This is a genomic window from Kineothrix alysoides (assembly GCF_000732725.1).
GTDB lineage: Bacteria > Bacillota > Clostridia > Lachnospirales > Lachnospiraceae > Kineothrix > Kineothrix alysoides.
Genome location: NZ_JPNB01000001.1, coordinates 1544606 through 1570296, shown reverse-complemented (window position 1 = coordinate 1570296; position 25691 = coordinate 1544606). Strand labels below are relative to the sequence as shown.

Below are 25691 nucleotides of genomic sequence, written 5' to 3'. Positions count from 1 at the left end.
TCATGGGGAGGATGGATTATGGAACAACCGGGTTTAGACGGCGGCAGCAATAGAAGATATGAAAACGGGGTGTTCAGCGGAGAGAAGGATAACCGCCAAAATCAGCCGTATGCGCCTCCATTACATAATTATAATGGGAATAATTATCCGGAAAGCTATTATCAGGATAACACGGGGAAGTTTTTGCTGGAAAGACCGTTGCCTGAGGAATGTTTTTCCAAGGGAACTGTTTCAGGGAGGCCTATTGCTGATAGAAATTATTCCCAAAGAAATTACCCTCAAAATTATTTTCCCGAAAGGAAGAATTATAATAATTACGCTTCGGGAAACAGGAATAAGAAATACAATGATAGAGATAAAACGGACTACTCGGGGCTTATACTTTCCGTGTCGGCAGCTGTGCTTATGTTGTTTGCGGCTTTTTTGCTGACGGTATTTCTTATTTCAGATATATCCGGGAGAGAGGAAAGCCGGGAACGCAGCAGCGTCGATATACAAAAAAACATACCGTATACGGAAGAAGAGCCCTATTCCGGCTTCGATTATCCGGAGTGGGGGGAACCGTATTCCGATTCTGATTATTCCGAATGGGAAGGTGGAGACTCGACAGATTATTATATGGAACTAGAGGATGCCATACGCACTGATCTGGATTATTCTATTCGGTGGGAAAATTACAGCTATGAGGAGAACAACGGAAATATTAGTGTGGAAATTGATTATCCTGTCATTAAAGGAGATGCTCCGAATAAAGATATCCTGAATGAAATTATTGCAGGGGAGAAGGCGTATTTCGAAGAATATGCAAGCGAATATTCCAAGTATATGCTAAGCGATGAGTATTTTTATGCATATTCCGGCGGTTACGTTACTTACATGGATGAGGAAATCATGAGCGTAGTGTTCAGCGAAGAAATTTATACAGACTACTGGCAGGATTATGGACTGTACTGCATCAATATAGATATGGAAAACGGCGTGGTCATCAATAACGGCAGTATCCTTAGAGTCAACGATGAATTCCTGCAGGCTTTCAGAGAGAAGAGCAAAGCCCAGAACGGCGGTATGCTGGACGGAATGACGAATCAAGAGCTCATGTATCATCTAAGCGAAGGAAATGCGATTATTTTCTATACTCCTCTCGGCATGGAGGTGGGGATGAATTATGACGACGGTTATCTTACGGTTACCTTTGAGGATTATAAGCCTTATATGGAGAAATATTGAGCTTACATCAAATGCTTCGCGGACAGCCGCGGGAATAAAGTTGTTAATATTTACCGGAAGATAAAAGCTTCCGGTATTGTTATTTCGAGAAAGATATGATAAATTAGAGGAGAATTGTTCTTGAAAACTATAGCGATATCGGAGTGCAAATCCGGCGTTTCAGCCAAAGGTTCCATAAATACGTGAAGAATATTGAGGTGATATTGGAAAAGGGGTAATAAAAGAGTGAAAACACATTGACAAAATCGAACATTTGTTTTATCATTCTTTATAGAAAGAACCTATGTTCTGATCGTGTCATATAAACACAGAAGTGTGTTTTAATTATAGCTTAAGGAGAAGAGAGATGGAAAGAGAAGAAAGATTGAAAGCGCTTGATGCGGCACTGGTGCAGATAGAAAAGCAGTACGGAAAAGGCGCGGTTATGAAGCTGGGAGATTCCAGTGCGCAGATGAACGTGGAGACCATTCCAACGGGAGCCTTGAGTCTCGATATCGCGTTGGGTTTAGGCGGAATACCCAGGGGAAGAATCGTGGAGATATACGGGCCGGAATCCAGCGGTAAGACGACTGTTACCTTACATATGATTGCGGAAGTACAGAAGAGAGGCGGGATAGCGGGCTTCATCGATGCGGAGCATGCTCTGGACCCTGCTTATGCGAAGAATATCGGTGTGGATGTGGATAACTTGTATATTTCCCAGCCCGATAACGGTGAGCAGGCGCTGGAGATTACGGAGACGATGGTGCGCTCCGGGGCAATCGATGTTGTCGTAGTTGACTCGGTGGCTGCTCTTGTACCTAAAGCAGAAATAGACGGCGACATGGGTGACAGCCATGTGGGACTTCAGGCGCGTCTGATGTCGCAGGCGCTGAGAAAGCTGACAGCGGTAATCAGCAAATCTAATTGTACGGTAATATTCATCAATCAGCTTCGTGAGAAGGTGGGCGTTATGTTTGGCAGTCCGGAGACGACCACCGGTGGTCGTGCGCTTAAATTCTATTCCTCTGTTCGCCTTGACGTAAGAAGAATCGAATCTTTAAAGCAGAGCGGAGAAATAGTCGGTAACAGAACGAGAGTAAAGGTCGTTAAAAATAAAATAGCGCCTCCGTTTAAGGAAGCGGAATTCGATATTATGTTTGGAGAAGGAATCTCTTTTGCAGGCGACGTACTGGATCTGGCATCGGAGGTGAATATTGTAAATAAAAGCGGCGCATGGTATGCCTATGAGGGAAATAAGGTAGGCCAGGGGCGGGAGAATGCGAAGCAGTATCTGAAGGATAATCCTGCGATATGTGCGGAAATCGAGAAGAAGGTGCGCGAGCATTACGGTTTAAGTTGCGATTCTCAGGGAAAGCCGGATGAGACACCGGAAAAGAAGAAGGCTGCAGAGAAGAAAAAAGCTGAGTAGAAAAAGTATGATTGTGACGAAAATAGAAGAACTGGATAAGAAAAGGGTCAGAGTATATATCGATGATGAATTCGCCTTTGTAATATACAAAGGCGAATTGCGTCTATACGGCTTAAAGGAAATGAAAGAAGTGGATGGGAAGGCATACGGCGATCTGATGTCCGAGGTGCTTCCCAAACGGGCAAAGCTTCGTTGTATGAATCTTTTAAAATCGAAATCCTATACGGAGAGACAGCTTCGTGACAAATTAAGGCAGGGAGAATATACACAGGAACTGATAGAAATAGCTTTGGAATATGTGAAATCGTATGGATATGTGGACGATGAACGATATTGTGAGGACTTCATCGAATATCAGATGGAAAAAAAGAGCCGGAAACGGATGGAACAGGATCTGCTAAATAAGGGAATCGATAAAAATGTTATATTTGAAGTCTTCGAAAGAATGAAAGAAGGCGGAAATGAGCCCGATGAATTTTCTATGGCGGCGAAGTTTTTGCAAAAGAAAAAATATGACGTAAATACGGCAACTATCGAGGAAAAAAGAAGGCTTGCGGCATTTTTATATAGAAAAGGTTTCGGTGCAGATACAATAAGAAGAGTACTTTTACTTGACATAACTCCAATTTAAGTTTAAAATTTAACTATTGTAAAATCGCTTGTTAGAATGTGTTAAGTTTGTTACATTCTATAATAGATAATAGTACAATGAAAATTAAATAAGGAGGTGCTCCTGTACATGTTGTATGTTGTAGCAGTACTCGCAACTCTGGTTATTTCTGTGCCGGTTTCCGCAATTTTGGCGACGTCTTATCGCAAGAAGATTGTCGAATCCAAGATTGGAAATGCGGAAGATAAGGCAAGGGAAATTATTGATGAAGCTTTGAAAACTGCTGAGACGAAAAAGCGTGAATCTCTGCTCGAGGTCAAGGAAGAGTCCATTCGAACAAAGAATGAACTGGATAAAGAGATCAAAGAGAGAAGAGCCGAAGCGCAGCGTTATGAGCGAAGAGTTCAGCAGAAGGAAGAAAACATCGATAAAAAAGCAGAGACCATTGAGAAAAAAGAAACGAGCTTGACAGCGAGAGAGGAATCTTTAGCCAAACAGCGTGAAGAAGTTGCGAAACTCAACGAACAGAGATTACAGGAACTAGAAAGAATCTCGGGTCTTACCTCCGAACAAGCAAAAGATTATTTATTGAAAATTGTTGAAGATGAAGTAAAACATGAATCTGCTGTAATGATTAAGGAAATGGAACTCAGAGCGAAGGAAGAGGCAGACAAGAAAGCGAAGGAATATGTGGTTACCGCCATTCAAAAATGTGCGGCGGATCATGTGTCCGAGACTACGATATCTGTGGTACAGCTTCCTAACGACGAAATGAAGGGTAGAATTATCGGTAGAGAGGGAAGGAACATTAGAACTCTCGAAACGATGACGGGCGTTGATCTCATTATTGACGATACGCCGGAAGCAGTCATTTTATCGGGCTTTGATCCGATTCGACGTGAAGTCGCAAGAATTGCACTCGAAAAATTGATAGTGGATGGACGTATCCATCCGGCAAGAATCGAGGAGATGGTTGAAAAGGCACAAAAAGAAGTTGAAGTGATGATAAAAGAAGAAGGTGAAGCCGCTACGCTCGAAGTAGGCGTTCATGGCATTCATCCTGAACTTGTAAAATTACTCGGTAAAATGAAATTCAGAACCAGCTATGGTCAGAATGCGTTGAAGCATTCCATAGAGGTGGCTCAATTATCCGGGCTTTTGGCAGCGGAAATGGGACTCGATGTGAGAATGGCGAAACGCGCGGGCTTACTGCATGATATAGGTAAAGCGGTAGACCATGAAATGGAAGGTTCCCATATTCAACTGGGCGTTGAGCTTTGTAAGAAATACAAAGAATCAGCCACTGTAATTAATGCGGTAGAATCACATCATGGAGATGTTGAACCACAATCCTTAATCGCATGTCTGGTACAAGCTTCGGATACTATTTCGGCAGCGAGACCGGGCGCGAGAAGAGAAACGTTAGAGACGTATACAAGCAGACTGAAACAATTAGAAGATATCACAAACAATTTCAAAGGTGTTGACAAATCTTTTGCTATACAGGCGGGTAGAGAGATTCGAGTAATGGTAGTTCCTGATCAAATCACTGACGCAGATATGGTATTACTGGCGAGAGATATTTCGAAGCAGATTGAATCTGAACTGGAATATCCGGGTCAAATCAAAGTCAATGTAATCAGAGAGTCAAGAGTAATAGACTATGCGAAGTAAATTTTTCGATGAAGTCTAAAATAAGAAACCGTTATAAACGTAAAGTTTATAGCGGTTTTTCTATTTTATGGCGGTAAATGCAAGGCGGAGCCGCACATAAAAATTTAATTTATATAAAAAGTTCTTGTGCTATCGTACACCGTGTAGTAGAATAAACGGGATGTGTATGATTGTATACGATTATCCAATCACAATATGAGGTGGATAATCGTATGAATTATAGTATTCGGATAATTAATAGGATGGTGAAAAGATGAAGTCGTACAAAGATTTAAGCAGAGAAGAATTATTGCAGTTGCACGCAAAACTTGAAGCAGAATACGAAGATGCAAAGGGTAAAGGACTGAAGCTCGACATGTCAAGAGGAAAACCGGCATCCTCCCAATTAGATGTGGAAATGGACATTATGGATGTTCTGACGTCCTCTTCCGATTATAATACGGAAGCGGGAATGGATTGCAGGAATTACGGCATTGTGGACGGTATTCCCGAAGCAAAGAAATTGATGGCTGAAATGATGGGAGTGGGCAGTGCGGATAATGTTATCGTATGCGGAAATGCCAGTCTCGCTATTATGTACGATACGGTTTCCCGTTCCATGACTCATGGAGTGCTTGGAAGCACGCCGTGGTGCAAGTTGGATAAGGTGAAGTTTTTATGTCCGGCACCGGGATATGACAGACATTTTTCGGTGACCGAGCACTTTGGAATAGAGATGATTATAGTACCGATGACTCCTCAGGGACCGGATATGGATACGGTGGAGAAACTGGTAAGTGAAGACGCTTCAATCAAAGGAATCTGGTGTGTGCCGAAATATTCCAATCCCCAGGGTTATTCTTATTCGGATGAAACCGTGAAGAGATTTGCGGCGCTTAAGCCTGCGGCGGAGGATTTCAGGATTTTCTGGGATAATGCGTATGCAATCCATCATTTGTATGACGGCGCTCAGGATGAAATCCTCGATATTATAAGTGAATGCGAGAAAGCAGGCAGTCCAAACATGGTATATGAATTCGCTTCCACTTCTAAGGTAAGTTTTCCTGGAGCCGGCATTGCGGCTATTGCGTCCTCAAAAGCGAACCTGGACGATATGCGAAAGGCTATGACCATGCAAACCATCGGTTATGATAAAATTAATCAGCTGCGCCATGTGAGATATTTTAAGAATTTAGATGGTATGACCACTCATATGAAGAAGCATGCCGATATTATGCGTCCGAAATTCGAAGCGGTGTTAAAGGTATTGGATGGAGAGCTCGGCGGTTTGGAAATCGCTCAGTGGACTACACCTAAGGGAGGTTACTTTATTTCGCTGGAGACTATGGACGGCTGTGCGAAGAAGACCGTGGCGAAATGCAAGGAAGCGGGAGTGGTGCTTACCGGTGCGGGAGCAGCGTTCCCCTATGGCAGCGACCCGAAGGACAGCAACATACGTATTGCGCCTACTTTCCCTACTTTAGAAGAGCTGTGTGAGGCGGCTGACTTATTTGTATTATGTGTAAAGCTGGTCAGTGCAGAAAAGTTGTTAGATTCCGTTCAGGCAGAGAAATGCGCTGTCTGAGAACGAGGTAGAGCAGATATGGCTAACGAGTTTAAGAGGCTGGACAGAGAGCTTGTATATCATGGTGCTATTGTTGATTTTTATAAGGATACCGTTCAGGTTCCCAATGGGAATGTGGTAAAATGGGATTTTATCGGGCATAAAGGAGCTGCAGCTGTCATTCCGGTAAGGGATGACGGCAAGCTGCTAATGGTGCGGCAATATAGGAATGCTTTGGACCGCTATACTGTCGAAATTCCTGCGGGAGGCCTGAATACCCCTGAGGAACCGACAAAGGAAGCGGCGGCAAGGGAGCTGGAAGAGGAGACGGGTTTCCGGTCGGAAGATTTGGAGCTGCTTATTACGATTCGCACGACAGTCGCTTTCTGCAATGAAAAAATCGATATTTATGTGGCAAAGCATTTGATAAAGAGCGAGCAGAATCTGGACGAAGATGAATTCATCAATGTGGAGGCCTATGAAGTCGATGAGTTATGCCGGATGATTTACAGTGGCAGGATAGAAGATGCGAAGACGATTTCAGCTATTATGACCTATAAAGATAAATATTGTAATAAATAGTAATGAATGTCATTCATGGGAGGCATGGAACATATATTGTATAAACTCGTATATGGCGGTGCTGCACAGCGAATGTATAAAAGAAATGGTACAAACAGCCGGCGTATTAGCTGGCTGTATTTATTTTTGGGCGGTTTTTTGATAGGGATACTGGCAATCAATATATGGAAGGGTACTTTTTTCGGGGAGATGGATCTGTTGAGCGCTGCGTCCTTAAACCGGCTGAAATATCTGGATATCAACGGCAACTCCTTTCTCGCCTATATCTTGAAGGAAAGGATGGGAACCCTTATCGTGCTCTGCCTGCTTGCGACCACATATGTAGGTACGGTGACAATTGCAATGTATGCGGCATGGATGGGGATGATGGCGGGAGTATTTTTATCTATGGCAGCTATGCGTTATGGGCTTAGGGGAATTTTTCTCATATTGGCAGGGGTTCTGCCTCAGTACCTTCTGCTCGTTCCGGCTTATATCATGCTCATGAACTGGTGCTATCAGATATGCACGAGCCTCTATTATCCTCATAAGGTATATGAGGACGGATACGGAATGAAAAGACAATACTATATGAAAAAAGTAGTACAGCTCTTTATTATCGTGATGGTTGTCATAATCGGAAGCATGGTAGAAAGTTATGTTAATCCAATTCTGATTTCACGTTTTCTAAAAATATTTTAGAACAAATTTTCTACATGTGGTATGACGTAAAAATGTACTTGCCGATATGTTGTGCTTTGTACAAAAACCTACTGAAAAGGGCGTAAAAACGCCAAAAATTCCATTTGCTTTTCTCTCATATTCTTATTATAATGAACTTTATACAGCTCGGGGATTGACATAAAATGGCATGGGGAAGGGTTATATATTAGATGGAAAAAGAAATTGTATCATTCATTTCGTATTTACATAACGTAAAAAAAACTTCGGAGAATACCGAGATGTCTTATAAAAGGGATTTGACGAAAGTAAAGCGTTTCATGGAAGAGCAGGGTGTTGTGGATGTACGGAAGCTTACTGTTACAAATTTAAATTCTTATGTTTTGTATTTGGAGAAAAATAACTTTAAGGCAGCTACCGTTTCGAGGAATATCGCGTCGATAAAAGCCTTTTATCATTTCATGTACAAAGAAGGAATCGTGAAAGAGGATATAGCCGAGGTTTTGAAGGCTCCGAAGATAGAGAAGAAACTGCCGGAGATTCTGACCACGGAAGAGGTAGTACGCCTTTTGGAACAGCCGGGAGGAAGTTCTCCGAAGGAAATCAGGGATAAGGCGATGCTGGAGCTCCTTTATGCTACCGGGATACGGGTTACGGAATTAATTTCGCTGAAGGCTCAGGATGTAAATTTACAAATGGGATTTATCATGTGCAAGGATTCGAATAAGGAAAGGGTCATTCCTTTTGGAACAGAGGCGAGAAGCGCTTTGCTTCGCTATCTGGAGAATGCGAGGGAGACGATGGTTCATTGTTCGGACTCGGATATTCTCTTTGCCAATTGTTCCGGTCAGCCGATGAGCAGGCAGGGGTTTTGGAAGCTGATAAAATATTATGCGAAGAAAGCAGGAATCACGGCGGATATTACGCCCCATACGCTGCGGCACTCCTTTGCGGCACATCTGGTAGAGAACGGGGCTGATTTAAGAAGCGTTCAGGAGATGCTGGGGCATTCTGATATTTCTACGACGCAAATATATGCGAATATGAATCATAATCGTATCAGAGAAGTATATGCGAAGGCGCATCCGCGAGGATAAGAGGAAATTTTCATATTTGCCTCCATCTGCCCGCTTTAGGGGGCGGGGCGTACAAATCAAGGAGGGTGTAAGCGCTTTTCTTTCAAACTTATATACAATAAAAATATCGGGCTGCCGTACTTTTATGCAAGTACAGCAGCCCTTAGCAATTGAAACCGGTAGTTCTTATTCATACGCAGCAATATCATAGATAAGCTTCTCCGAATCCTCCCAGCCGAGGCATGGATCGGTAATGGATTTTCCATAGATGCCTTCGCCGATTTTCTGGCAGCCCTCTTCGAGGTAACTTTCAATCATGACACCCTTTACCAATTGGTAAATATCCTTGTTTACCTTGCGGTTATGCATCACTTCCCTTACGATTCTCAACTGTTCCATAAATTGCTTGTTGGAGTTGTTGTGGTTGGCATCGATGATGCAGGCAGGATTTTTCAAATCGCGCTCATTATATAAGGTAAGAAGTGTATTCAGATCTTCGTAGTGGTAGTTCGGAAGACTGCGGCCGTATTTATTGACAGCACCGCGCAAGACGGTGTGAACCAGTTCATTGCCGGAGGTATTTACCTCCCAGCCCCTATAAATAAAGGAGTGGGGATGCTGTGAAGCGTAAACCGAATTCAGCATAACCGAGAAATCGCCGCTGGTAGGGTTCTTCATGCCTGCGGGAACATCGAAGCCGCTGACGGTAAGTCTGTGCTGCTGATCCTCGACGGAGCGGGCTCCGATAGCTACATAAGAGAGAATATCGGAGAGGTAGCGCCAGTTCTCCGGATAGAGCATTTCGTCGGCGGCAGTTAGTCCCGATTCCTCAATTGCCCGAATCTGCATCTTTCTCATTGTGATAAGACCAGCGAGAAAATCGGGCTTTTTCTCAGGATCGGGCTGATGGATGATTCCTTTATACCCTTCTCCGGTGGTGCGAGGTTTATTCGTGTAAATCCTCGGAATGAGGATGAGCTTGTCCTTAACCTTTTCATTTACTTTCGCCAGACGACTTACATATTCGCATACGGCATCCTCATTGTCCGCGGAGCAGGGACCGATAATGACGAGGAACTTGTTGCTTTTTCCAGTAATGACATCGCGTATTTCGGCATCTCTTTCTTTTTTCAGCTCACTTAATTTTTCCGGAACGGGAAATTGTTCGCGTATTTCGTCCGGAGTGGGCAGTTTTTGTACAAATTCAAATGACATTTCAGATACCTCCAATGCTGTTGATTACAATATTTTCATAAATATACAGATAAAACATTTTAATTATAATATAATAAAAATGTTTAGGCAACAGCAATAATAGACAACGAGGAGGAGTAATCGTCACAGGCTTTATGAAATATTATACATTTTTATACCTTATGTCCGTTTTGGCGGACGAGGAATCAATAGTCGAAAGCGCTTTTTTTTAATCTTTTATCTCAAATACTTTCTCACCGCGAAAACGCAAAGCGAGGTCTGGACAAGCTGGCTGACGAGCAATCCCCACAAATAGCCCTGAATACCGAAAATAGGAAGGGCAAAGAAGACGAACAGCAGGCGGACACCCAGGCTTACCATACTGTAGGCGAAGGTCTGCCCGGTTTTTCCAAGGCCGTTCAATATGCTGTTCAAGGTGCTCGCTACGTATAGAAAGGGACAGATAAAACTTAAGGTGATAATAAAGCTGCCCGCGAGACTGCTGTCGTATAAAAGCATGCCCGTGTACCTTCCGAAGACGAGAAAGAGTCCGGTGCATAGAAAACCGAGAATAAAGCAGTACTTAATGGATTTGCGAACGGCTTTTTTAATGGCACTCTGATTATTTACGGCTTCAGCCTCCGATACTAAGGGAAGGAGAAGGACGGAGATAGAATTGGTAATGGCGGAGGGAAAGAGGATGAGGGGCAGTGCCATTCCTGTGAGAACCCCGTATACGCCGAGTGCTGTGGCGTTGTCATAGCCGTATAGCTGCAATCTTTGAGGGATGTAAATAGCTTCTATGCTTTGCAGAAAGTTAATCAAGGTACGGTTTACGGAAAGCGGCACGGCAAGGCTAAGAAGCTGTTTTGTATCTTTTAAGTATACACCGAAGGATTGCTTTACCTTAGACAGCATACAATGAGAATTGGTAAGCATATAAAAGCGATGATAGATGGCGATTAAAGATACTAACATGGAAGCGCTCTCGCCGATAACGAGCCCTACTACTGCGAAACTGATGGTAGGAACTCCACCACGAGCCTTAATGATTTCGTAAAGAAAGAAAATGCTTCCTACGCGGACGATTTGTTCTGCCAGTTGGGTGGCGGCCGGTATGGCAGTCTTACGAATTCCGTAGAAGTAGCCGTTGATACAGGAATGGACCGTCGCCATAGGGATCGAAAGGGAAATGATACGCAGTAAAGGTGCGGTACGCGGCTCGAATAAAAACCTGGCAGCAATCATTTCGGAAAAAGTATATATATATGCGGTACAGCCAAAGGACAAAAACATAGCGATGGAAAAACCCACTAATAGAATGCGAAAGGTGTACTTATAATCCCGGGTGGACGTTTCGCTGGCTACGAACTTGGATATCGCAGTCTGCATGCCGGATACCGTAACGGAAAAGGTGAGTGCCAGCACAGGGGAAATCAGCTGATAAAGGCCCATGCCTTCTGCTCCGAATACGCGGGATAGAAAAATGCGGTAAAAAAAGCCGATGAACCGGCTGGCGAAGCCGGTAACTGTCAAGATAATGGTTCCGGCGATGAGAGGATTCTTTTTCTTCATGCATTACCTTAAAGGGGAGGTTTGTTTATAAATATATGCAATTTGATTTATTGACAGAACATAAGCGGAGTGATATAGTGAAATTACTGAATCCGTAGTGGTTTACTAGGAATTGAATGAGGAGTGAGAAATATGGGAAAATTAATATATTTAGATAATGCTGCCACGACCAAAACGGCGCCCGAAGTGGTAAGCGAGATGCTTCCTTACTTTACTGAGAATTACGGGAATCCAAGCAGTATCTATTCCATCGGAGGAACGGCCAAAGAGGCGGTAACGAAGGTGAGAGAACGTATAGCATCCAGTTTGGGGGCGAAGAACAATGAGATTTATTTTACAGGCGGCGGTTCGGAATCGGACAACTGGGCACTTATCGCCACAGCTCAGGCCTATGAGGCGAAGGGCAAACATATTATTACTTCGAAGATAGAGCACCATGCCATACTGCATGCGTGCAGCTATTTGGAAAAGCAGGGCTATGAAATAACTTATGTGGATGTAGATGAAAACGGAATTGTCAAGTTGGATGAACTGGAAAGAGCGATAAGGCCGGATACGGTTTTGATTTCTGTTATGTTTGCAAATAATGAGATAGGAACGATACAGCCGATTAAGGAGATTGGGGCGATTGCCAAAGCCCGCGGCGTTCTCTTCCATACGGATGCGGTGCAGGCATATGCTCATGTGCCCATCGATGTGGATGAGATGAATATTGACATGCTCAGCGCCAGTGGTCATAAATTCCATGGACCGAAGGGAATCGGCTTTCTCTATATCCGCACGGGTATCAAGATTCGTTCCTTTATCCACGGCGGACAGCAGGAGCGCGGCAGACGTGCAGGAACGGAGAATGTAACGGGCATCGTAGGAATGGGAAAGGCTGTGGAACTGTCTTTTTCGCGTATGGAGGAAAGTGCGGCGAAACAAAAGGAGCTTCGCGACTACTTGATAAAGAGGATTAAAGAGGAGGTTCCTTATTGCAGACTGAATGGTGACGGTGTAAGACGTCTGCCCAACAATGTGAATTACAGCTTTCAGTTCATTGAAGGAGAGTCTCTTTTGATTATGCTGGATATGAAGGGAATTTGCGCTTCCAGCGGTTCTGCATGCACTTCCGGTTCGCTGGATCCATCCCACGTGCTCCTATCTATCGGTTTGCCTCATGAAATCGCTCACGGCTCTCTCCGACTGACAGTAAGCGAGGAAAATACAATAGAAGAGATGGATATCGTAATAGATGCGATAAAGGAAATTGTAGATAAATTGAGAAAAATGTCACCCTTATATGAAGATTTCATAAAGAAGCAGGGGAAATAAGATAAGATTCGGAGGAATTAGTATGTATACGGAAAAGGTAATGGACCATTTTGAGCATCCGCGCAATGTGGGTGAAATAGAAAATGCCAGCGGTGTCGGTACGGTAGGGAACGCGAAATGCGGGGATATCATGCGTATGTATCTGGACATTGACGAGGACGGAATCATAAGGGACTGTAAATTCAAGACCTTCGGCTGCGGCGCAGCAGTGGCAACCAGCAGTATGGCGACGGAGTTAGTAAAGGGAAAGAACGTGCAGGATGCGTTGCTCGTAACGAACAAAGCGGTAATGGAAGCTCTTGACGGACTGCCGCCGGTTAAGGTACACTGTTCTTTGCTTGCGGAGGAGGCGATTCATGCTGCACTCTGGGATTATGCCGGGAAGCACGGTATCGAGATTGAAGGCTTGGTAAAGCCCAAATCCGATATCCACGAAGGGGAAGAAGCGGAAGAGGAAGAATATTAATTCATGAAAAAGAAAGTAGTGGTAGGCATGTCGGGAGGCGTTGATTCCTCCGTGGCGGCTTATTTGTTAAAAGAAGAAGGCTATGATGTCATTGGAGTGACCATGCAGATATGGCAGGATGAGGAAGAAGGAGAACGGGAGGAAAACGGAGGCTGCTGCGGGTTGACTGCAGTGGATGATGCCAGAAGAGTTGCTCAGTTTCTGGGAATTCCTTATTATGTTATGAATTTTAAGCAGGAGTTCAAGGAGAGGGTTATGGATTATTTTGTGGAGGAATATCTTCACGGGAGGACTCCTAACCCTTGCATTGCGTGCAATCGATATGTAAAATGGGAATCTCTTTTAAAAAGAAGTATGGACATCGGAGCGGACTATATAGCTACCGGACATTATGCACGGATAACGAAGCTTGCAAACGAAAGATTCGCTATCTGTAATTCGGTGACGGCGGCCAAGGATCAGACTTACGCCCTTTATAACCTTACCCAGCATCAACTGGCCCATACGCTCATGCCGGTGGGGGATTATGAAAAGGATGAAATCAGACAGATTGCAAAGAAGTTGGGACTGCCGGTCGCACATAAGCCTGACAGTCAGGAAATCTGTTTTATCCCTGACAACGACTATGCGGGTTTCATCGACAGAGAAGCGAAGGACCGGGTACCCGGACCGGGTAATTTTGTCTCGGTAAACGGGGATGTTCTGGGACAGCATAAAGGAATTAGCCATTATACGGTGGGACAGAGAAAGGGACTTAACCTCGCTATGGGGCATCCGGTATTTGTTACGAAGATATTGCCGGAGACGGATGAGGTAATCATAGGAGAACATGAGGATGTTTTTTCGAAGGAATTGATTTGCAACCATATCAATTATATGGGAATGGAAGCCTTGCCCGAGAGAAGAAAAGTGACGGCCAAGATTAGATATGCTCATAAAGGAGCTCCCTGCCTTATTGAAAAAATCGGGGAAGATGAAATCAGATGTAGCTTTGAAGAGCCCGTCCGGGCAGTAACGCCGGGACAGGCTATAGTATTCTATGAGGAGAACTATGTCCTCGGCGGAGGCACCATTATCGGATAAGGCTTATAGCTTTACGTATTCAGGCATCCGCTTTGCAAAAATAGTATGATATTTGTATCCGCATTCCTTCAGGATATCTGCGGCGCGGTTAAAATCTTTCAAGATGCGGTCGGGAGAGTGGGCGTCGGAGCCTATGGTAATGATTTCTCCGCCAAGCTCCCTATAACGCTTAAGGATGCCTGTGCATGGATTTAGCTCTTTTAGCCCGTAGGAAACGCCGCTGGTGTTTACTTCGATACCTTTTTCCATATCGATTAATTTTTCAAGGATGGGGTCCAGGACGTCTTTATATTTTCCGTAAGAATAATCCTTGTCCTTGTTAGGGCCGTAACGGACTACGTAATCCAGGTGACCATACACATCGAAGTTCTGGAATACCTTCAGGTTGTCCAGTATGGAAGAAAAATACTCACGGTAAGCCTCTTCCTCAGGTCTGCCTTCGTAGAAGTAGGGAAAATAAGGGTCTTTTCTGTTACAAAGATGTGAGGAGCCTATTACGAAATCGAAGTCGTATTCCTTTACATATTTGGACAGTGTCCTCGCCAGATGGGGCTGCAGGCCAAGCTCTACCCCGAAATATATATTGATTTTGTCTGAGTATTTTTCTTTGTATTTAATCAGGTCGAACAGGTAGGAATCGGTATTTAGGTCGAACATACCAGTCTCCTCTTCCTTTATATAGACGTAATCCATGTCCATATGTTCGGTAAAGCACATGTTTTTCATGCCCAGAGAAATGGCCCTTTCTATCATGGTTTCCATGGGTGTCTCAGAGTCTCCTGAGAAAGATGAGTGTAAATGATAATCGGATAAAACAGCCATATGCAGATCCTTTCTTTGTAATTACTCGCGCTTGGCATAATAATAAAGTTTATAAGTAGAGTTTATAGGAAATAGAAGGAAAAGGCAACGCTATAATTACATTTAGCACATCTGCTATTACTATTCAGCCTTTTATATCGTGAAGCAAAAAATGTGTCTTTATGCGATTTTGCGAGGGATGCAAGCGCCAAAATACAGTTGTATCGCATTTTGTGTGAATATATGTGAATATATGTCACAGTTCAGCCTCCGGCTGAACTGTGACTTTCCGCCAATTATACTTAAGAAATGCAAGTAAACTATTAAAAAACAAACAAAAAAGAAATATTTTCTAATTACGACTTGAATTATTGGGACAAATTAGGTAGAATAAACGTGCTGATAAAATTTTGACAATCAGTCAGTTTGATTGCAAAATAATATAAACAAATACATTTTTAGGAGGAATCTAAAATGGCAGTAAAAGTAGCAATTAATGGTTTTGGTCGTATTGGCCGTCTCGCATTCAGACAGATGTTCGATGCAGAAGGTTATGAAGTGGTAGCAATCAATGACTTAACAAGTCCTGAAATGCTCGCTCATTTATTGAAATATGATACAGCTCAGGGCAATTACAAATATGCAAGTGCTGTAGAGTACGGTGAAGATTCCATCTCCGTAAACGGAAAGAAGATTACAATCTATGCAAAGGCTAACGCAGCAGAACTTCCTTGGGGAGAATTGGACGTAGATGTAGTACTTGAGTGTACAGGCTTCTACACTGCCAAAGACAAAGCATCTGCTCACCTTACAGCAGGCGCTAAGAAAGTTGTTATCTCTGCTCCGGCAGGAAATGACCTTCCTACAATCGTTTTCAATGTAAACCACGAGTCATTGACAAAAGAAGATACAGTTATTTCTGCAGCTTCTTGTACAACGAACTGCTTAGCTCCTATGGCAAAAGTGTTGAATGACCTTGCTACAATCAAATCCGGTATCATGACAACTGTTCATGCTTACACCGGTGACCAGATGATCCTTGATGGACCTCAGAGAAAAGGCGATAAGAGAAGAAGCCGTGCAGGCGCTTGCAACATCGTTCCTAACTCTACTGGTGCAGCAAAAGCAATCGGTCTGGTTATTCCTGACTTGAATGGCAAATTAATCGGTTCCGCACAGCGTGTACCCACCCCTACAGGTTCTACTACCATCTTGGTTGCAACTGTAGAGAAGTCCGTAACGAAAGATGAGATCAATGCAGCTATGAAAGCAGCAGCTACTGAGTCCTTCGGTTACACCACAGACGAAATCGTATCCAGCGACGTTATCGGCAGCACATTCGGTTCTTTATTCGATGCTACCCAGACGATGGTTGGTTCTGACAATCTTGTTCAGGTTGTAGCTTGGTATGACAATGAGAACAGCTATGTATCTCAGATGGTTCGTACAATCAAATACTTTGCTGAATTAGGCTAATTATAGAACGTTGAACTGCATTTAAAGACCTATAAGGGTCCGGTCTTATGGACCGGACCTTTTAATAATTATATCAAATGGAGGAAATCATTATGGGATTAAACAAAAAATCAGTGGATGATATCAACGTTAATGGCAAACGCGTTCTTTGCAGATGCGATTTCAACGTTCCGCTCAAGGAAGGCGTTATTACGGATACAAACCGTTTGACAGCAGCTCTTCCCACCATTAAGAAATTAATTGCTGACGGTGGAAAGGTTATTCTTTGCTCGCATCTTGGAAAACCTAAGGGCGAGCCGAAGCCGGAGTTATCTCTCGCACCGGTTGCTAAGAAATTGTCAGAATTGCTCGGTCAGGAAGTAAAATTTGCAGCAGACCCCGAAGTAGTTGGCCCTAACGCAAAAGCGGCTGTAGAAGCGATGAAAGACGGAGACGTAATCCTTCTTGAGAATACCCGTTACAGAGTAGAAGAGACGAAGAACGGAGAAGAATTTTCCAAAGAACTGGCTTCTCTTTGCGATGTTTTCGTAAATGATGCTTTCGGTACTGCTCATAGAGCACACTGCTCCAATGTAGGTGTAGCAAGCATGGTAGACACAGCGGTAGTTGGTTATTTAATGCAGAAAGAAATTGAATTCTTGGGAAATGCTGTTGAGAATCCGGAGAGACCTTTCGTAGCTATTCTCGGCGGTGCAAAGGTTGCTGATAAGCTCAATGTTATCTCTAACTTGTTAGAGAAATGCGATACCCTTATTATCGGGGGCGGTATGGCGTTCACTTTCTTAAAGGCGAAGGGCTACGAAGTGGGTAATTCCTTAGTTGACCTCGAGAAGCTCGATTATTGCAAAGAGATGATGGACAAAGCTGAGAAGCTTGGTAAGAAACTTCTTCTTCCTGAAGATACTACGATTGCAGCTTCTTTCCCGAATCCTATCGATGCTGAAATTGAAGTATCCGTAGTGGCTTCTGAAAATATTCCTGCAGATAAAGAAGGTCTTGACATCGGAACAAAGACAGCAGTAACCTATGCAGAGGCTGTTAAATCTGCTAAGACCGTTGTTTGGAACGGACCTATGGGCGTATTCGAGAATCCTATCCTTGCAAAAGGTACGATTGCGGTAGCGGAATCTCTTGCGGAGACAGATGCGACTACGATTATCGGCGGCGGCGATTCCGCAGCAGCAGTTAACCAGCTTGGCTTTGGCAGCAAGATGACCCACATTTCTACAGGCGGCGGCGCATCCTTAGAGTTCCTTGAAGGAAAAGAGCTTCCAGGCGTTGCAGCAGCTAACGACAAATAAAAAATCAGGAGATTAATAAAAATGGCAAGAAAAAAGATTATCGCCGGAAACTGGAAAATGAACATGACTCCCAGTGAGGCTGTAGAATTAGTAAACACTTTGAAACCTTTGGTAGCTACGGAAGATGCTGACGTAGTTTTCTGTGTACCGGCTATCGACATCATTCCCGCTATGGAAGCTGCAAAAGGCTCTAACATCCATATCGGTGCTGAGAATATGTACTACGAAGAAAGCGGCGCTTATACGGGAGAGATTTCTCCGAAGATGCTGACGGACGTAGGTGTAAAATATGTAATCATCGGACATTCCGAAAGAAGAGAATACTTCGCTGAAACAGACGAAACCGTAAATAAAAAAGTATTGAAGGCATTCGAGCACGGCATTACGCCCATCGTTTGCTGCGGCGAGAGTTTGACACAGAGAGAGCAGGGCATCACTATCGACTGGATTCGCCAGCAGATCAAGATCGCTTTCTTAAACGTAACTGCAGCTCAGGCTGCTTCATCGGTCATCGCTTATGAACCCATCTGGGCAATCGGCACCGGTAAGGTTGCGACTACAGAGCAGGCTCAGGAAGTATGCAAAGCTATTCGCGACTGCATCGCAGAAATTTATGATGATGCTACCGCAGCAGCAATCCGCATCCAATACGGCGGTTCTGTGTCCGCTTCCAGTGCATCCGAATTATTCTCACAGCCGGACATTGACGGCGGCTTAGTAGGCGGCGCAGCTTTGAAGCCCGACTTCGGTAAAATCGTAAATTACAAATAAATAATTTACATCAATATTTATGCATAGATCAAGACCCGCTTCACTTAGTTTGAACATACTAAGTGAAGCGGGTCTTTTTATCGGATAATGTTATTTGCATGTGCCTGACTTTATGAGCATTGTGAAGTTCATGCTATTTATTAATTTCATGTACATGAAGTTAATAGAAATAATATAAATAGAATAACCTATATTATTTTTTTCGCCTGCCCTCTATTCACACATCATCGGCAATCAATGGGACGGTATGGATAGAGTATCTGATTGAGCAATGGGATTTGACGATATTGTGTATAAAAGTTATGTAAGGTAATTTTTTATTTGTCTGAAAAGCATTTATATTGTGCAAATTTTATATTTTATTAAATAAGTGTAAAATATAGGTAAAATAAGTATTAAAAATTATATCCCAATACTAAAAAAAAGGATATTTACTTGAATTGAAGGAAAAAGGCTACTAAAATTATAGAGGCATCTTTACTATACATAGAGATCTATAAAGAAATAAAGAAAAGAGGTTTTGACAATTACCGGAAAAAGATTGATATGCTTATTCTCTATTGCTTTAATTTCATTCATGATACTCGTAGTAAGAGAAGACTTAAAGAGTGAAAGCTCGGCGGCTGAAAAAGAAGCCTTGGATAAAATAGAAGAAGTAAATAATGGGGGTATCGTGCTGTCCGCGGAAAGCGGATTTTATGAAGCGGATATTTTGCTTACAGTAAGTTTGAAAAAGCCGGGGCACATTTTGTATACGCTGAACGGTTCAGAGCCGGAAGAGAATGATGACAATACCTATTTATATGAGGAAGCAATTGCGTTAACAGCCGGAGAGGAAGAAACGGTTAACGTTTTGAAATATAAAGCTGTTTATGAGGACGGCACACAGTCTGAAACCTATACGAACACTTATTTCTTAGGTAAAAATATAGACAAGCGTTATGATACGCTGGTGATGAGCCTTACTGCAGAGGAGGAGGAGCTGTACGGATATGAGAGCGGAATCTTTGTGGAAGGAAAGCTTCGCGCGGATTGGCTTAGCGAGCATCCGAATGAGGAGATTACTTATGATACCCCTGCAAATTATAATGTGCGCGGAAGAGAGAGCGAACGAGATGTTCATATAGAAATTTTCGAGCAGGATGGCAGCCGAATTATTTCTCAAGACGGAGGAATTCGTATATCGGGTAACTTTACGAGACAGTCGGAGCAGAAGTCCTTTAAGCTATATGCCAGAAGTGAGTATGACGAGGAGAATAAATTCCGCTTCGCTTTTTTTCACGATTTGTTTTCAGAGGCGGACGGAAGCGTAGTAGGAAAATACAAGACCTTGAAAATAAGAAATACAGGTAATGACCGTTCAGAGGGCTTTATACGGGACGAACTCGGTATGACATTGGTGAAGGAAGCAGGATTTCCTGATACGCAGAGCGTACGTCCTCTTAGTGTATATATCAATGGAGTCTATCAGGGGCTTTACTGGATGCATTCCACCTATGATCAGGAATATTTTGAGGAAAAATATGGCGAATACGAGGGCGAGATGGTGGTCATCGGCGATGGTGAGACAGATATGCAGGGCTCTTCCAACGCACTGGAAGAGAAGTATACGGAGGAATATACGGAGCTTTATAATAAGTACAGCACGGAGGATTTGACGCAGGATGCCATATTCGAAGAATTGAATCGCTATATCGATACGCAGAACTATTTGCAGTATTTTGCAGTGGAAGTGTATCTGGCGAATAGAGACTGGCCTTATAACAATTTAAAGGCTTACCGCTATGCCTCAGAGGATGAAGCATATGAGCCGGATTCAGTATTCGACGGAAGATACCGGTATCTTCTGTTCGATGTGGACACTACCATGGGACTTGGTTCGGTAAGGGACACATTAAATGAGTCTCAGAGTTTCGATACGCTGGTGATGTTATGGGAGAGGAATTATGCGCCTTTATTTACTGCCCTGATGGAAAGAACAGATTGCCGGAAATATTTCGCTTCGTATATTTGTGATTTGATGAACGGGGCTTTTTCACCGGAGAATGTAAGCGAGGTGCTGGATGAGCTTAATGATCTGAGAGCGAATGAGATGCAGCAATATATAGAAGAAAGCGTTTTAAACTCCAATTTGCTGGAAATCAGCGAAACCTATGTGGATATGCAAATGGATTGTATAAAAGCTTGGGCCGAGGTAACTCCCGAACATTTATTAGAGGGAATGAGACAGCTTTGGGATATGGGCGATTCCTATTCCTTGCACGTATCGATTCTCCCAGGCGATGGAATAAAAATTAATACCTTAGAGGTGACTGAGCCGGAATTTACGGGAGTATATCTGACCGGATGCGATACGGTGCTTACTGCAATAGTGCCGGAGGGAAGAACGTTCTCTTACTGGGAGGTAAACGGCGAAAGCTATATGGAAGAAGAACTGCTCATTGATGAGGGAATGCTGATTGATGGTTCGATATATGCGACCCTATATACGGAAGATGCGGACAAAGGGTTGATCATCAGTGAAGTTAAGGCGAATGGGAAGGCGGATTATATCGTTTTGACCAATGTCTCAGAGAAGGAAATTGACACGAGAGGATATTTTCTTATGGATAAGGAAAATATTTCTCATATGAATTATCTTGGGGAAAAGATATTGGGCCCGGGAGAAAGTCTTTTGATAGGATGTAGAAATTATGCTGGAGAGGATTCCTTTATGAATGTGAATTTCAACCTAAAGAAGGGTGAAGAGGTGATTCTTGGGCATTCCGGAAGCGGTATCAAAGAGAAGATAACGGTTCCGGGGTTGAGTATAGAAGACGGCGTATACCGTAAGAATTTGACCACTGGGAAATGGCAGGAAGAAAGGGGACAGTAAATGGCGCTTTATTATAGAAACGAACTGAAATACGTAGTGTCGGAGGCGCAGATAGCATGTCTGAAAAGTCGGGTACTTCCCTTTATGAAATTGGATAAGCACGCAGGCGAAGACGGGATGTATAGCATTCGAAGCATTTATTTCGATGATTATAGAAATACAAGCTTTTATGAAAATGAGGAGGGGACCAGTCCCCGGGAAAAGTTCAGGATTCGTATTTATAATGGAGACGGTGAGAGAATCCGTCTTGAGCTTAAGCGTAAAGAGCGCGGGAAGATACATAAGGATTCCTGCATATTAACGAAAGAACAGTGTGAGGCTGTTATACACGCGAAGCTGCTCTCTTGTGAAAAAGAGGACCCCCCAACCCTTCAAAAGTTCTGTCTTCTGCAAAAAAATTGTTTGTTGGAACCGAAGGTCATCGTGGAATACGAAAGAGAACCTTATGTATATAAAAATGGAAATGTGAGAATTACTTTTGACAGGAATATTCGCTCCTCCAATAGAAAAGAAAACTTTTTCGATGATAGAATTTATGCCAGGCCGATTATGCCGGTAGGACAGCACTTACTGGAGGTAAAATATGATGAATATTTACCGGATCATATTTATAGGAGCCTTCAGTTGGAGCATTTACGCCTGACGACATTCTCAAAATATTATTTATGCAGAAAATACAACATAGGAGGAATGATAAGGAATGGGATTTAATGATGTGTTAAAGAAATCTTTTATACAGGTTACGGCAGACAGTATGAACCGAGGGGATGTCTTGCTGTCAATAGGGGTGGCCTGCTTGATTGCGGTATATATCTTTACCATATATAGGGTGATGACGAGGAACTCCTTTTATAACAAGAACTTCAATATATCGTTAGTAGCTTTGGCGATCATAACAACTGCAATCATTCTTTCTATACAATCCAGTGTGGTAATATCCCTGGGAATGGTAGGTGCGCTGTCCATCGTCCGGTTCCGTACGGCAATCAAGGAGCCGATGGACCTTGTCTTCCTCTTTTGGTCAATCAGCATAGGAATTATCTGCGGCGCCGGTTTGTTTGAAATCGCCATTGCAACATCGTTGTTTTTGACGGCTATCATTCTTTTCTTAGACAAAATACCAATGGCGAAGACCTCTATGATGCTGGTAGTGGATTCTGATAACATAGAAGCCGAAGATGACATTATGGAGGTAGTCAGGAAATACAGTCCTAATGTGCGCGTAAAATCCAGGAACATGAGCGCGGAGTTCTTGAACATGGTAGTTGAGGTGCGAATAAAAGAAGAAGCGCAGTGTATCAGAGAAGTGAATGCACTGAAGGGTATCAACAATGTTTCCCTCATATCACAGGACGGAGAAGTGACTTTTTAGCCGGTTTCTTGTATAATTTGCAGAAATAAAAATATAAAGATATAAATAAGAATAAGTCTTGACTTTATAAATAAACCACGTTATACTAAATAAGTTCGTAAAAGGAAAGACAGCACTTTTGAAGCGAGTGTTGTCTTTTTTTGCGAAAGTAAATAATTAGTGATAGAATTGTGATTGAAAGGTCCGTTTGACGGGCAGAACAGGAGTTAGATGAGCAGTACAGAAAATCAGATTAGTTATAAGGAATCAGCAATTGATGAAAGAATCATTCGAGCGGTAGAAGAAATGGGATTCGAGAATATGACGCCTATTCAAGCGCAGGCAATACCCGTGATGCTGAAGGGCAGAGATATTATAGGGCAGGCGCAGACAGGAACCGGTAAGACCGCAGCGTTTGGAATTCCAGTCATTCAGAGCATCGATGTAAATAATAAAGCATTGCAGGCAATCGTACTTTGCCCTACAAGAGAGCTGGCTATTCAGGCGGCAGAAGAGATAAGACGCTTTGCCAAGTATATGCACGGAGTTAAGGTGCTTCCCGTATACGGCGGTCAGGATATTTCCAGACAGATCAGGGCGCTTAGCAGCGGCACACAAATTGTAGTAGGAACGCCGGGAAGGGTCATGGATCATATGCGGCGCCATACGATAAAGACAGGGCAGGTGAAGGTTATCGTTCTGGACGAAGCGGATGAGATGCTGAACATGGGCTTTCGCGAGGATATAGAGACGATACTTAAGGATATGCCTACGGAAAGGCAGACAGCTCTTTTCTCAGCGACGATGCCTAAGCCGATACTGGATATTACGAGAGAATATCAGAATGCAGATGCGGAGTATCTGAAGATGACTCCGAAGGAAGTAACGATACCATTAGTTAAACAGGCATATTATCAGATACAGCGTAAGGATAAGGAAGAGGTGCTTTGCCGCCTTATGGATTACTATCATCCCAAACGTTCCCTTATTTTCTGCAATACGAAGCGAATGGTGGATGAACTGACGGAGCATTTAAAAGACAGAGGTTATCAGGCAGAAGGGATTCACGGCGATTTGAGCCAGAACCAGAGAGACACCGTAATGAATCTTTTCAGAAGCGGAAGAACAGATATCCTTATTGCTACGGATGTGGCAGCCAGAGGAATTGACGTAGATAACGTGGAAGCGGTATTTAACTTTGACGTGCCGGATGATATTGAATATTATGTTCATCGTATCGGACGTACCGGCCGCGCAGGCAAGACAGGACGCTCTTTTACCCTTGTGGTGGGCAGAGAGGTTTTCAAGCTGCGCGAAATTGAAAGAATATGCCATACTACGATAAAAGAAAAAAGTATCCCTTCAGCATCGGACATCACTTCCGTAAAAGAGGAGAAGGTTCTAAGTGAAGTGCTGGAAGTGATGAAAAATAAGAAAATGGATAAGACTATAGAATTTCTTGAAGAGAAACTGGCTGAAAGCGATTACACTGCATTGGAACTGGCGGCGGCCTTTATGAAGCTGAAGATGGGCGATGATATCAAGGATATCAAGATAGAAAAGTACGGTTCGAGAGAACGCAGCTTCGGTAAAGGAAAAGGCAAGGGCTCAGGTTTGGGCGTGCGAAGCAGCGAAGGCCGCAGGAGAGACGACGGCAAGAGATACGGTGGCGGTAAAGACAGAAGCAAGGATAAGGGCTTTAGCGAGAAACGCTATACGGATAAAAATAGCGACAGAAAAGTCAGCAGAGAAAAAGAGACCCCGGAAATCTTCAAGGGAAGAGAAAAAAGCAAAAAGAGCAGAAGAGAAGCAATATAAAAGCTTTCCTATTACAGAATAACGATAATTAACGCTGTCCCGATTTATCAGGACAGCGTTAATTCATTTCCATGATCTTTTAACCATTTTCTCCGTTCCTTGTAGTCGGGAAGGATGGCTGCCACACAGCTCCAGAATCCGGCAGAATGATTCATATGGACCAAATGGCAGAGCTCGTGTACGATGACATAATCCAAAATGGCAGGAGGAGCCAGCATCAGTTTCCAGTTAAAGGATAAGGTTCCCTTGCTGCTGCAGCTTCCCCAGCGGGTTTTTTGTTCCCTCACCGAAATCCGGGAGTAGCAACGGGAGAATAGGTCAGGATAAGCAGCAAGATAATAATCGGCACGCTTAGGGATATATTCTCTGGCGGCTTCTTTATAACGTTTTTCAAGAGCGAGGCGCTGGGGCTGTGTATATTCGAAGGCCGGCCGCCTGCGTTTTTTCTCTTCGTATTCGGCCAGTCTGTCCGTAATCCAGAATTGCTTCCCGCGTATTATCTGTTCCACTTCATTGCCGTTAACGTAAAGTGGGACCCTTACCGTCAAAACCCCGTTCTCATTAAGGGAAAGGGAATAGGTCTTACGCTTGCTCTGGAATACTTCGTATGCAGCTTCCACCGATATATTTTTTTTGTTTTTTAATAAAATTTTATCGCTCATAAAAAGTATTATATCATTGTCAAGCTTCCTTTTCTATGGTAGTATGAAAATTATGTAAAAAGTGATTATAGTTCAGCCTTCCATACTGCGGAGCCCAAATTGTGTCTCTGTACAATTTTGCGAGGGCTGTAAACTTCAAAATGCAGTTTTATCGCATTTTGTGTGCATACATGTTACAGTTTGGCCTTCGGCTGAACTGTAATAAAAATTGTTTTCGA

Annotated in this window: 22 protein-coding genes; 18 read left to right on the top strand and 4 right to left on the bottom strand. The window is 43.3% G+C overall.

Annotation, left to right across the window (positions count from 1 at the left end; all coding sequences use genetic code 11):
• The first annotated feature begins 18 nt into the window (after window positions 1–18).
• The 8 genes from CC90_RS0107380 (at window position 19) to xerD (ending at window position 8804) form a co-directional block, all read left to right on the top strand.
• Window positions 19–1227, top strand: coding sequence for a polysaccharide deacetylase family protein (locus tag CC90_RS0107380; RefSeq protein WP_031390154.1), 1209 nt, complete (start codon window positions 19–21; stop codon window positions 1225–1227).
• A gap of 346 nt (window positions 1228–1573) precedes the next feature.
• Window positions 1574–2638 carry a recombinase RecA gene (recA, locus tag CC90_RS0107375; RefSeq protein WP_031390153.1) on the top strand — a complete coding sequence of 355 codons (1065 nt, stop codon included), beginning with the start codon at window positions 1574–1576 and terminating at the stop codon, window positions 2636–2638.
• A 7-nt stretch (window positions 2639–2645) separates the two neighbouring features.
• Complete coding sequence (locus CC90_RS0107370) at window positions 2646–3269, top strand: regulatory protein RecX (protein WP_031390152.1); 624 nt, start codon at window positions 2646–2648, stop codon at window positions 3267–3269.
• A 108-nt stretch (window positions 3270–3377) separates the two neighbouring features.
• Window positions 3378–4922, top strand: a complete 1545-nt coding sequence (rny, locus tag CC90_RS0107365; RefSeq protein ID WP_031390151.1) for a ribonuclease Y — start codon at window positions 3378–3380, stop codon at window positions 4920–4922.
• 253 nt (window positions 4923–5175) lie between these two features.
• Window positions 5176–6486 carry an aminotransferase class I/II-fold pyridoxal phosphate-dependent enzyme gene (locus CC90_RS0107360; RefSeq protein ID WP_031390150.1) on the top strand — a complete coding sequence of 437 codons (1311 nt, stop codon included), beginning with the start codon at window positions 5176–5178 and terminating at the stop codon, window positions 6484–6486.
• A gap of 18 nt (window positions 6487–6504) precedes the next feature.
• Window positions 6505–7047, top strand: a complete 543-nt coding sequence (locus tag CC90_RS0107355) for an NUDIX domain-containing protein (RefSeq protein ID WP_031390149.1) — start codon at window positions 6505–6507, stop codon at window positions 7045–7047.
• A gap of 24 nt (window positions 7048–7071) precedes the next feature.
• Window positions 7072–7728, top strand: coding sequence for a stage II sporulation protein M (locus tag CC90_RS0107350; protein ID WP_031390148.1), 657 nt, complete (start codon window positions 7072–7074; stop codon window positions 7726–7728).
• Between the two features lie 191 nt (window positions 7729–7919).
• Window positions 7920–8804, top strand: a complete 885-nt coding sequence (gene xerD / locus CC90_RS0107345; RefSeq protein WP_031390147.1) for a site-specific tyrosine recombinase XerD — start codon at window positions 7920–7922, stop codon at window positions 8802–8804.
• Window positions 8805–8969: 165 nt separating this feature from the next.
• On the opposite strand, the gene CC90_RS0107340 is transcribed toward xerD, so the two are convergent.
• Together CC90_RS0107340 and CC90_RS0107335 are read right to left on the bottom strand one after the other, a co-directional pair.
• On the bottom strand, window positions 8970–9998 hold the full coding sequence (locus CC90_RS0107340) for a 3-deoxy-7-phosphoheptulonate synthase (protein WP_031390146.1): 1029 nt from the start codon (window positions 9996–9998) through the stop codon (window positions 8970–8972).
• A 216-nt stretch (window positions 9999–10214) separates the two neighbouring features.
• A complete protein-coding gene (locus tag CC90_RS0107335; RefSeq protein WP_031390145.1) occupies window positions 10215–11552 on the bottom strand; it encodes a putative polysaccharide biosynthesis protein in 1338 nt (445 codons plus the stop codon).
• A gap of 132 nt (window positions 11553–11684) precedes the next feature.
• Here CC90_RS0107335 and nifS point away from each other — a divergent pair, with 132 nt between their 5' ends.
• From nifS to mnmA, 3 genes are read left to right on the top strand one after another with little or no spacing between them, the layout of a single operon-like run.
• Window positions 11685–12869 (top strand): cysteine desulfurase NifS, encoded by a 1185-nt coding sequence (gene nifS / locus CC90_RS0107330; protein WP_031390144.1) that lies wholly within the window; start codon window positions 11685–11687, stop codon window positions 12867–12869.
• A 22-nt stretch (window positions 12870–12891) separates the two neighbouring features.
• Entirely contained in the window at window positions 12892–13335 is a 444-nt protein-coding gene (gene nifU / locus CC90_RS0107325; protein WP_031390143.1) for a Fe-S cluster assembly scaffold protein NifU, read from the top strand.
• 3 nt (window positions 13336–13338) lie between these two features.
• Window positions 13339–14418, top strand: a complete 1080-nt coding sequence (mnmA, locus tag CC90_RS0107320; RefSeq protein WP_031390142.1) for a tRNA 2-thiouridine(34) synthase MnmA — start codon at window positions 13339–13341, stop codon at window positions 14416–14418.
• Window positions 14419–14421: 3 nt separating this feature from the next.
• Here the strand turns inward: mnmA and CC90_RS0107315 are convergent, their stop codons facing one another.
• Window positions 14422–15240: a histidinol-phosphatase HisJ family protein gene (locus tag CC90_RS0107315; RefSeq protein WP_031390141.1), complete on the bottom strand. Its 819-nt coding sequence runs from the start codon at window positions 15238–15240 to the stop codon at window positions 14422–14424.
• A gap of 453 nt (window positions 15241–15693) precedes the next feature.
• Between CC90_RS0107315 and gap the strand changes: the two genes are divergently transcribed.
• The 7 genes from gap to CC90_RS0107280 all read left to right on the top strand — a co-directional run bounded on the left by gap (window position 15694) and on the right by CC90_RS0107280 (window position 24811).
• The gene (gene gap, locus CC90_RS0107310) at window positions 15694–16695 is read left to right on the top strand and encodes a type I glyceraldehyde-3-phosphate dehydrogenase (RefSeq protein WP_031390140.1); all 1002 of its coding nucleotides are present in this window, start codon (window positions 15694–15696) and stop codon (window positions 16693–16695) included.
• 92 nt (window positions 16696–16787) lie between these two features.
• Entirely contained in the window at window positions 16788–17996 is a 1209-nt protein-coding gene (locus tag CC90_RS24580; protein WP_031390139.1) for a phosphoglycerate kinase, read from the top strand.
• Window positions 17997–18017: 21 nt separating this feature from the next.
• Entirely contained in the window at window positions 18018–18767 is a 750-nt protein-coding gene (gene tpiA, locus CC90_RS24575; RefSeq protein WP_031390138.1) for a triose-phosphate isomerase, read from the top strand.
• 520 nt (window positions 18768–19287) lie between these two features.
• Window positions 19288–21642: a CotH kinase family protein gene (locus CC90_RS0107295; RefSeq protein ID WP_031390137.1), complete on the top strand. Its 2355-nt coding sequence runs from the start codon at window positions 19288–19290 to the stop codon at window positions 21640–21642.
• Complete coding sequence (locus tag CC90_RS0107290; protein ID WP_031390136.1) at window positions 21643–22353, top strand: polyphosphate polymerase domain-containing protein; 711 nt, start codon at window positions 21643–21645, stop codon at window positions 22351–22353. It abuts the gene before it with no gap.
• On the top strand, window positions 22343–23014 hold the full coding sequence (locus CC90_RS0107285) for a DUF4956 domain-containing protein (RefSeq protein WP_031390135.1): 672 nt from the start codon (window positions 22343–22345) through the stop codon (window positions 23012–23014). Before CC90_RS0107290 ends, CC90_RS0107285 begins: the two co-directional genes overlap by 11 nt.
• A gap of 210 nt (window positions 23015–23224) precedes the next feature.
• On the top strand, window positions 23225–24811 hold the full coding sequence (locus CC90_RS0107280) for a DEAD/DEAH box helicase (RefSeq protein WP_051869322.1): 1587 nt from the start codon (window positions 23225–23227) through the stop codon (window positions 24809–24811).
• A gap of 47 nt (window positions 24812–24858) precedes the next feature.
• On the opposite strand, the gene CC90_RS0107275 is transcribed toward CC90_RS0107280, so the two are convergent.
• The gene (locus CC90_RS0107275; RefSeq protein WP_035315237.1) at window positions 24859–25473 is read right to left on the bottom strand and encodes a M48 family metallopeptidase; all 615 of its coding nucleotides are present in this window, start codon (window positions 25471–25473) and stop codon (window positions 24859–24861) included.
• Window positions 25474–25691: the final 218 nt, after the last annotated feature.

Excerpts from the sequence above, each read along its gene's own strand:
- CC90_RS0107380 (WP_031390154.1), top strand. The coding sequence starts at position 19 with ATGGAACAACCGGGTTTAGACGGCGGCAGCAATAGAAGATATGAAAAC.
- recA (WP_031390153.1), top strand. The coding sequence starts at position 1,574 with ATGGAAAGAGAAGAAAGATTGAAAGCGCTTGATGCGGCACTGGTGCAG.
- CC90_RS0107370 (WP_031390152.1), top strand. The coding sequence starts at position 2,646 with ATGATTGTGACGAAAATAGAAGAACTGGATAAGAAAAGGGTCAGAGTA.
- rny (WP_031390151.1), top strand. The coding sequence starts at position 3,378 with ATGTTGTATGTTGTAGCAGTACTCGCAACTCTGGTTATTTCTGTGCCG.
- CC90_RS0107360 (WP_031390150.1), top strand. The coding sequence starts at position 5,176 with ATGAAGTCGTACAAAGATTTAAGCAGAGAAGAATTATTGCAGTTGCAC.
- CC90_RS0107355 (WP_031390149.1), top strand. The coding sequence starts at position 6,505 with ATGGCTAACGAGTTTAAGAGGCTGGACAGAGAGCTTGTATATCATGGT.
- CC90_RS0107350 (WP_031390148.1), top strand. The coding sequence starts at position 7,072 with ATGGAACATATATTGTATAAACTCGTATATGGCGGTGCTGCACAGCGA.
- xerD (WP_031390147.1), top strand. The coding sequence starts at position 7,920 with ATGGAAAAAGAAATTGTATCATTCATTTCGTATTTACATAACGTAAAA.
- CC90_RS0107340 (WP_031390146.1), bottom strand. The coding sequence starts at position 9,998 with ATGTCATTTGAATTTGTACAAAAACTGCCCACTCCGGACGAAATACGC.
- CC90_RS0107335 (WP_031390145.1), bottom strand. The coding sequence starts at position 11,552 with ATGAAGAAAAAGAATCCTCTCATCGCCGGAACCATTATCTTGACAGTT.
- nifS (WP_031390144.1), top strand. The coding sequence starts at position 11,685 with ATGGGAAAATTAATATATTTAGATAATGCTGCCACGACCAAAACGGCG.
- nifU (WP_031390143.1), top strand. The coding sequence starts at position 12,892 with ATGTATACGGAAAAGGTAATGGACCATTTTGAGCATCCGCGCAATGTG.
- mnmA (WP_031390142.1), top strand. The coding sequence starts at position 13,339 with ATGAAAAAGAAAGTAGTGGTAGGCATGTCGGGAGGCGTTGATTCCTCC.
- CC90_RS0107315 (WP_031390141.1), bottom strand. The coding sequence starts at position 15,240 with ATGGCTGTTTTATCCGATTATCATTTACACTCATCTTTCTCAGGAGAC.
- gap (WP_031390140.1), top strand. The coding sequence starts at position 15,694 with ATGGCAGTAAAAGTAGCAATTAATGGTTTTGGTCGTATTGGCCGTCTC.
- CC90_RS24580 (WP_031390139.1), top strand. The coding sequence starts at position 16,788 with ATGGGATTAAACAAAAAATCAGTGGATGATATCAACGTTAATGGCAAA.
- tpiA (WP_031390138.1), top strand. The coding sequence starts at position 18,018 with ATGGCAAGAAAAAAGATTATCGCCGGAAACTGGAAAATGAACATGACT.
- CC90_RS0107290 (WP_031390136.1), top strand. The coding sequence starts at position 21,643 with ATGGCGCTTTATTATAGAAACGAACTGAAATACGTAGTGTCGGAGGCG.
- CC90_RS0107285 (WP_031390135.1), top strand. The coding sequence starts at position 22,343 with ATGGGATTTAATGATGTGTTAAAGAAATCTTTTATACAGGTTACGGCA.
- CC90_RS0107280 (WP_051869322.1), top strand. The coding sequence starts at position 23,225 with ATGAGCAGTACAGAAAATCAGATTAGTTATAAGGAATCAGCAATTGAT.
- CC90_RS0107275 (WP_035315237.1), bottom strand. The coding sequence starts at position 25,473 with ATGAGCGATAAAATTTTATTAAAAAACAAAAAAAATATATCGGTGGAA.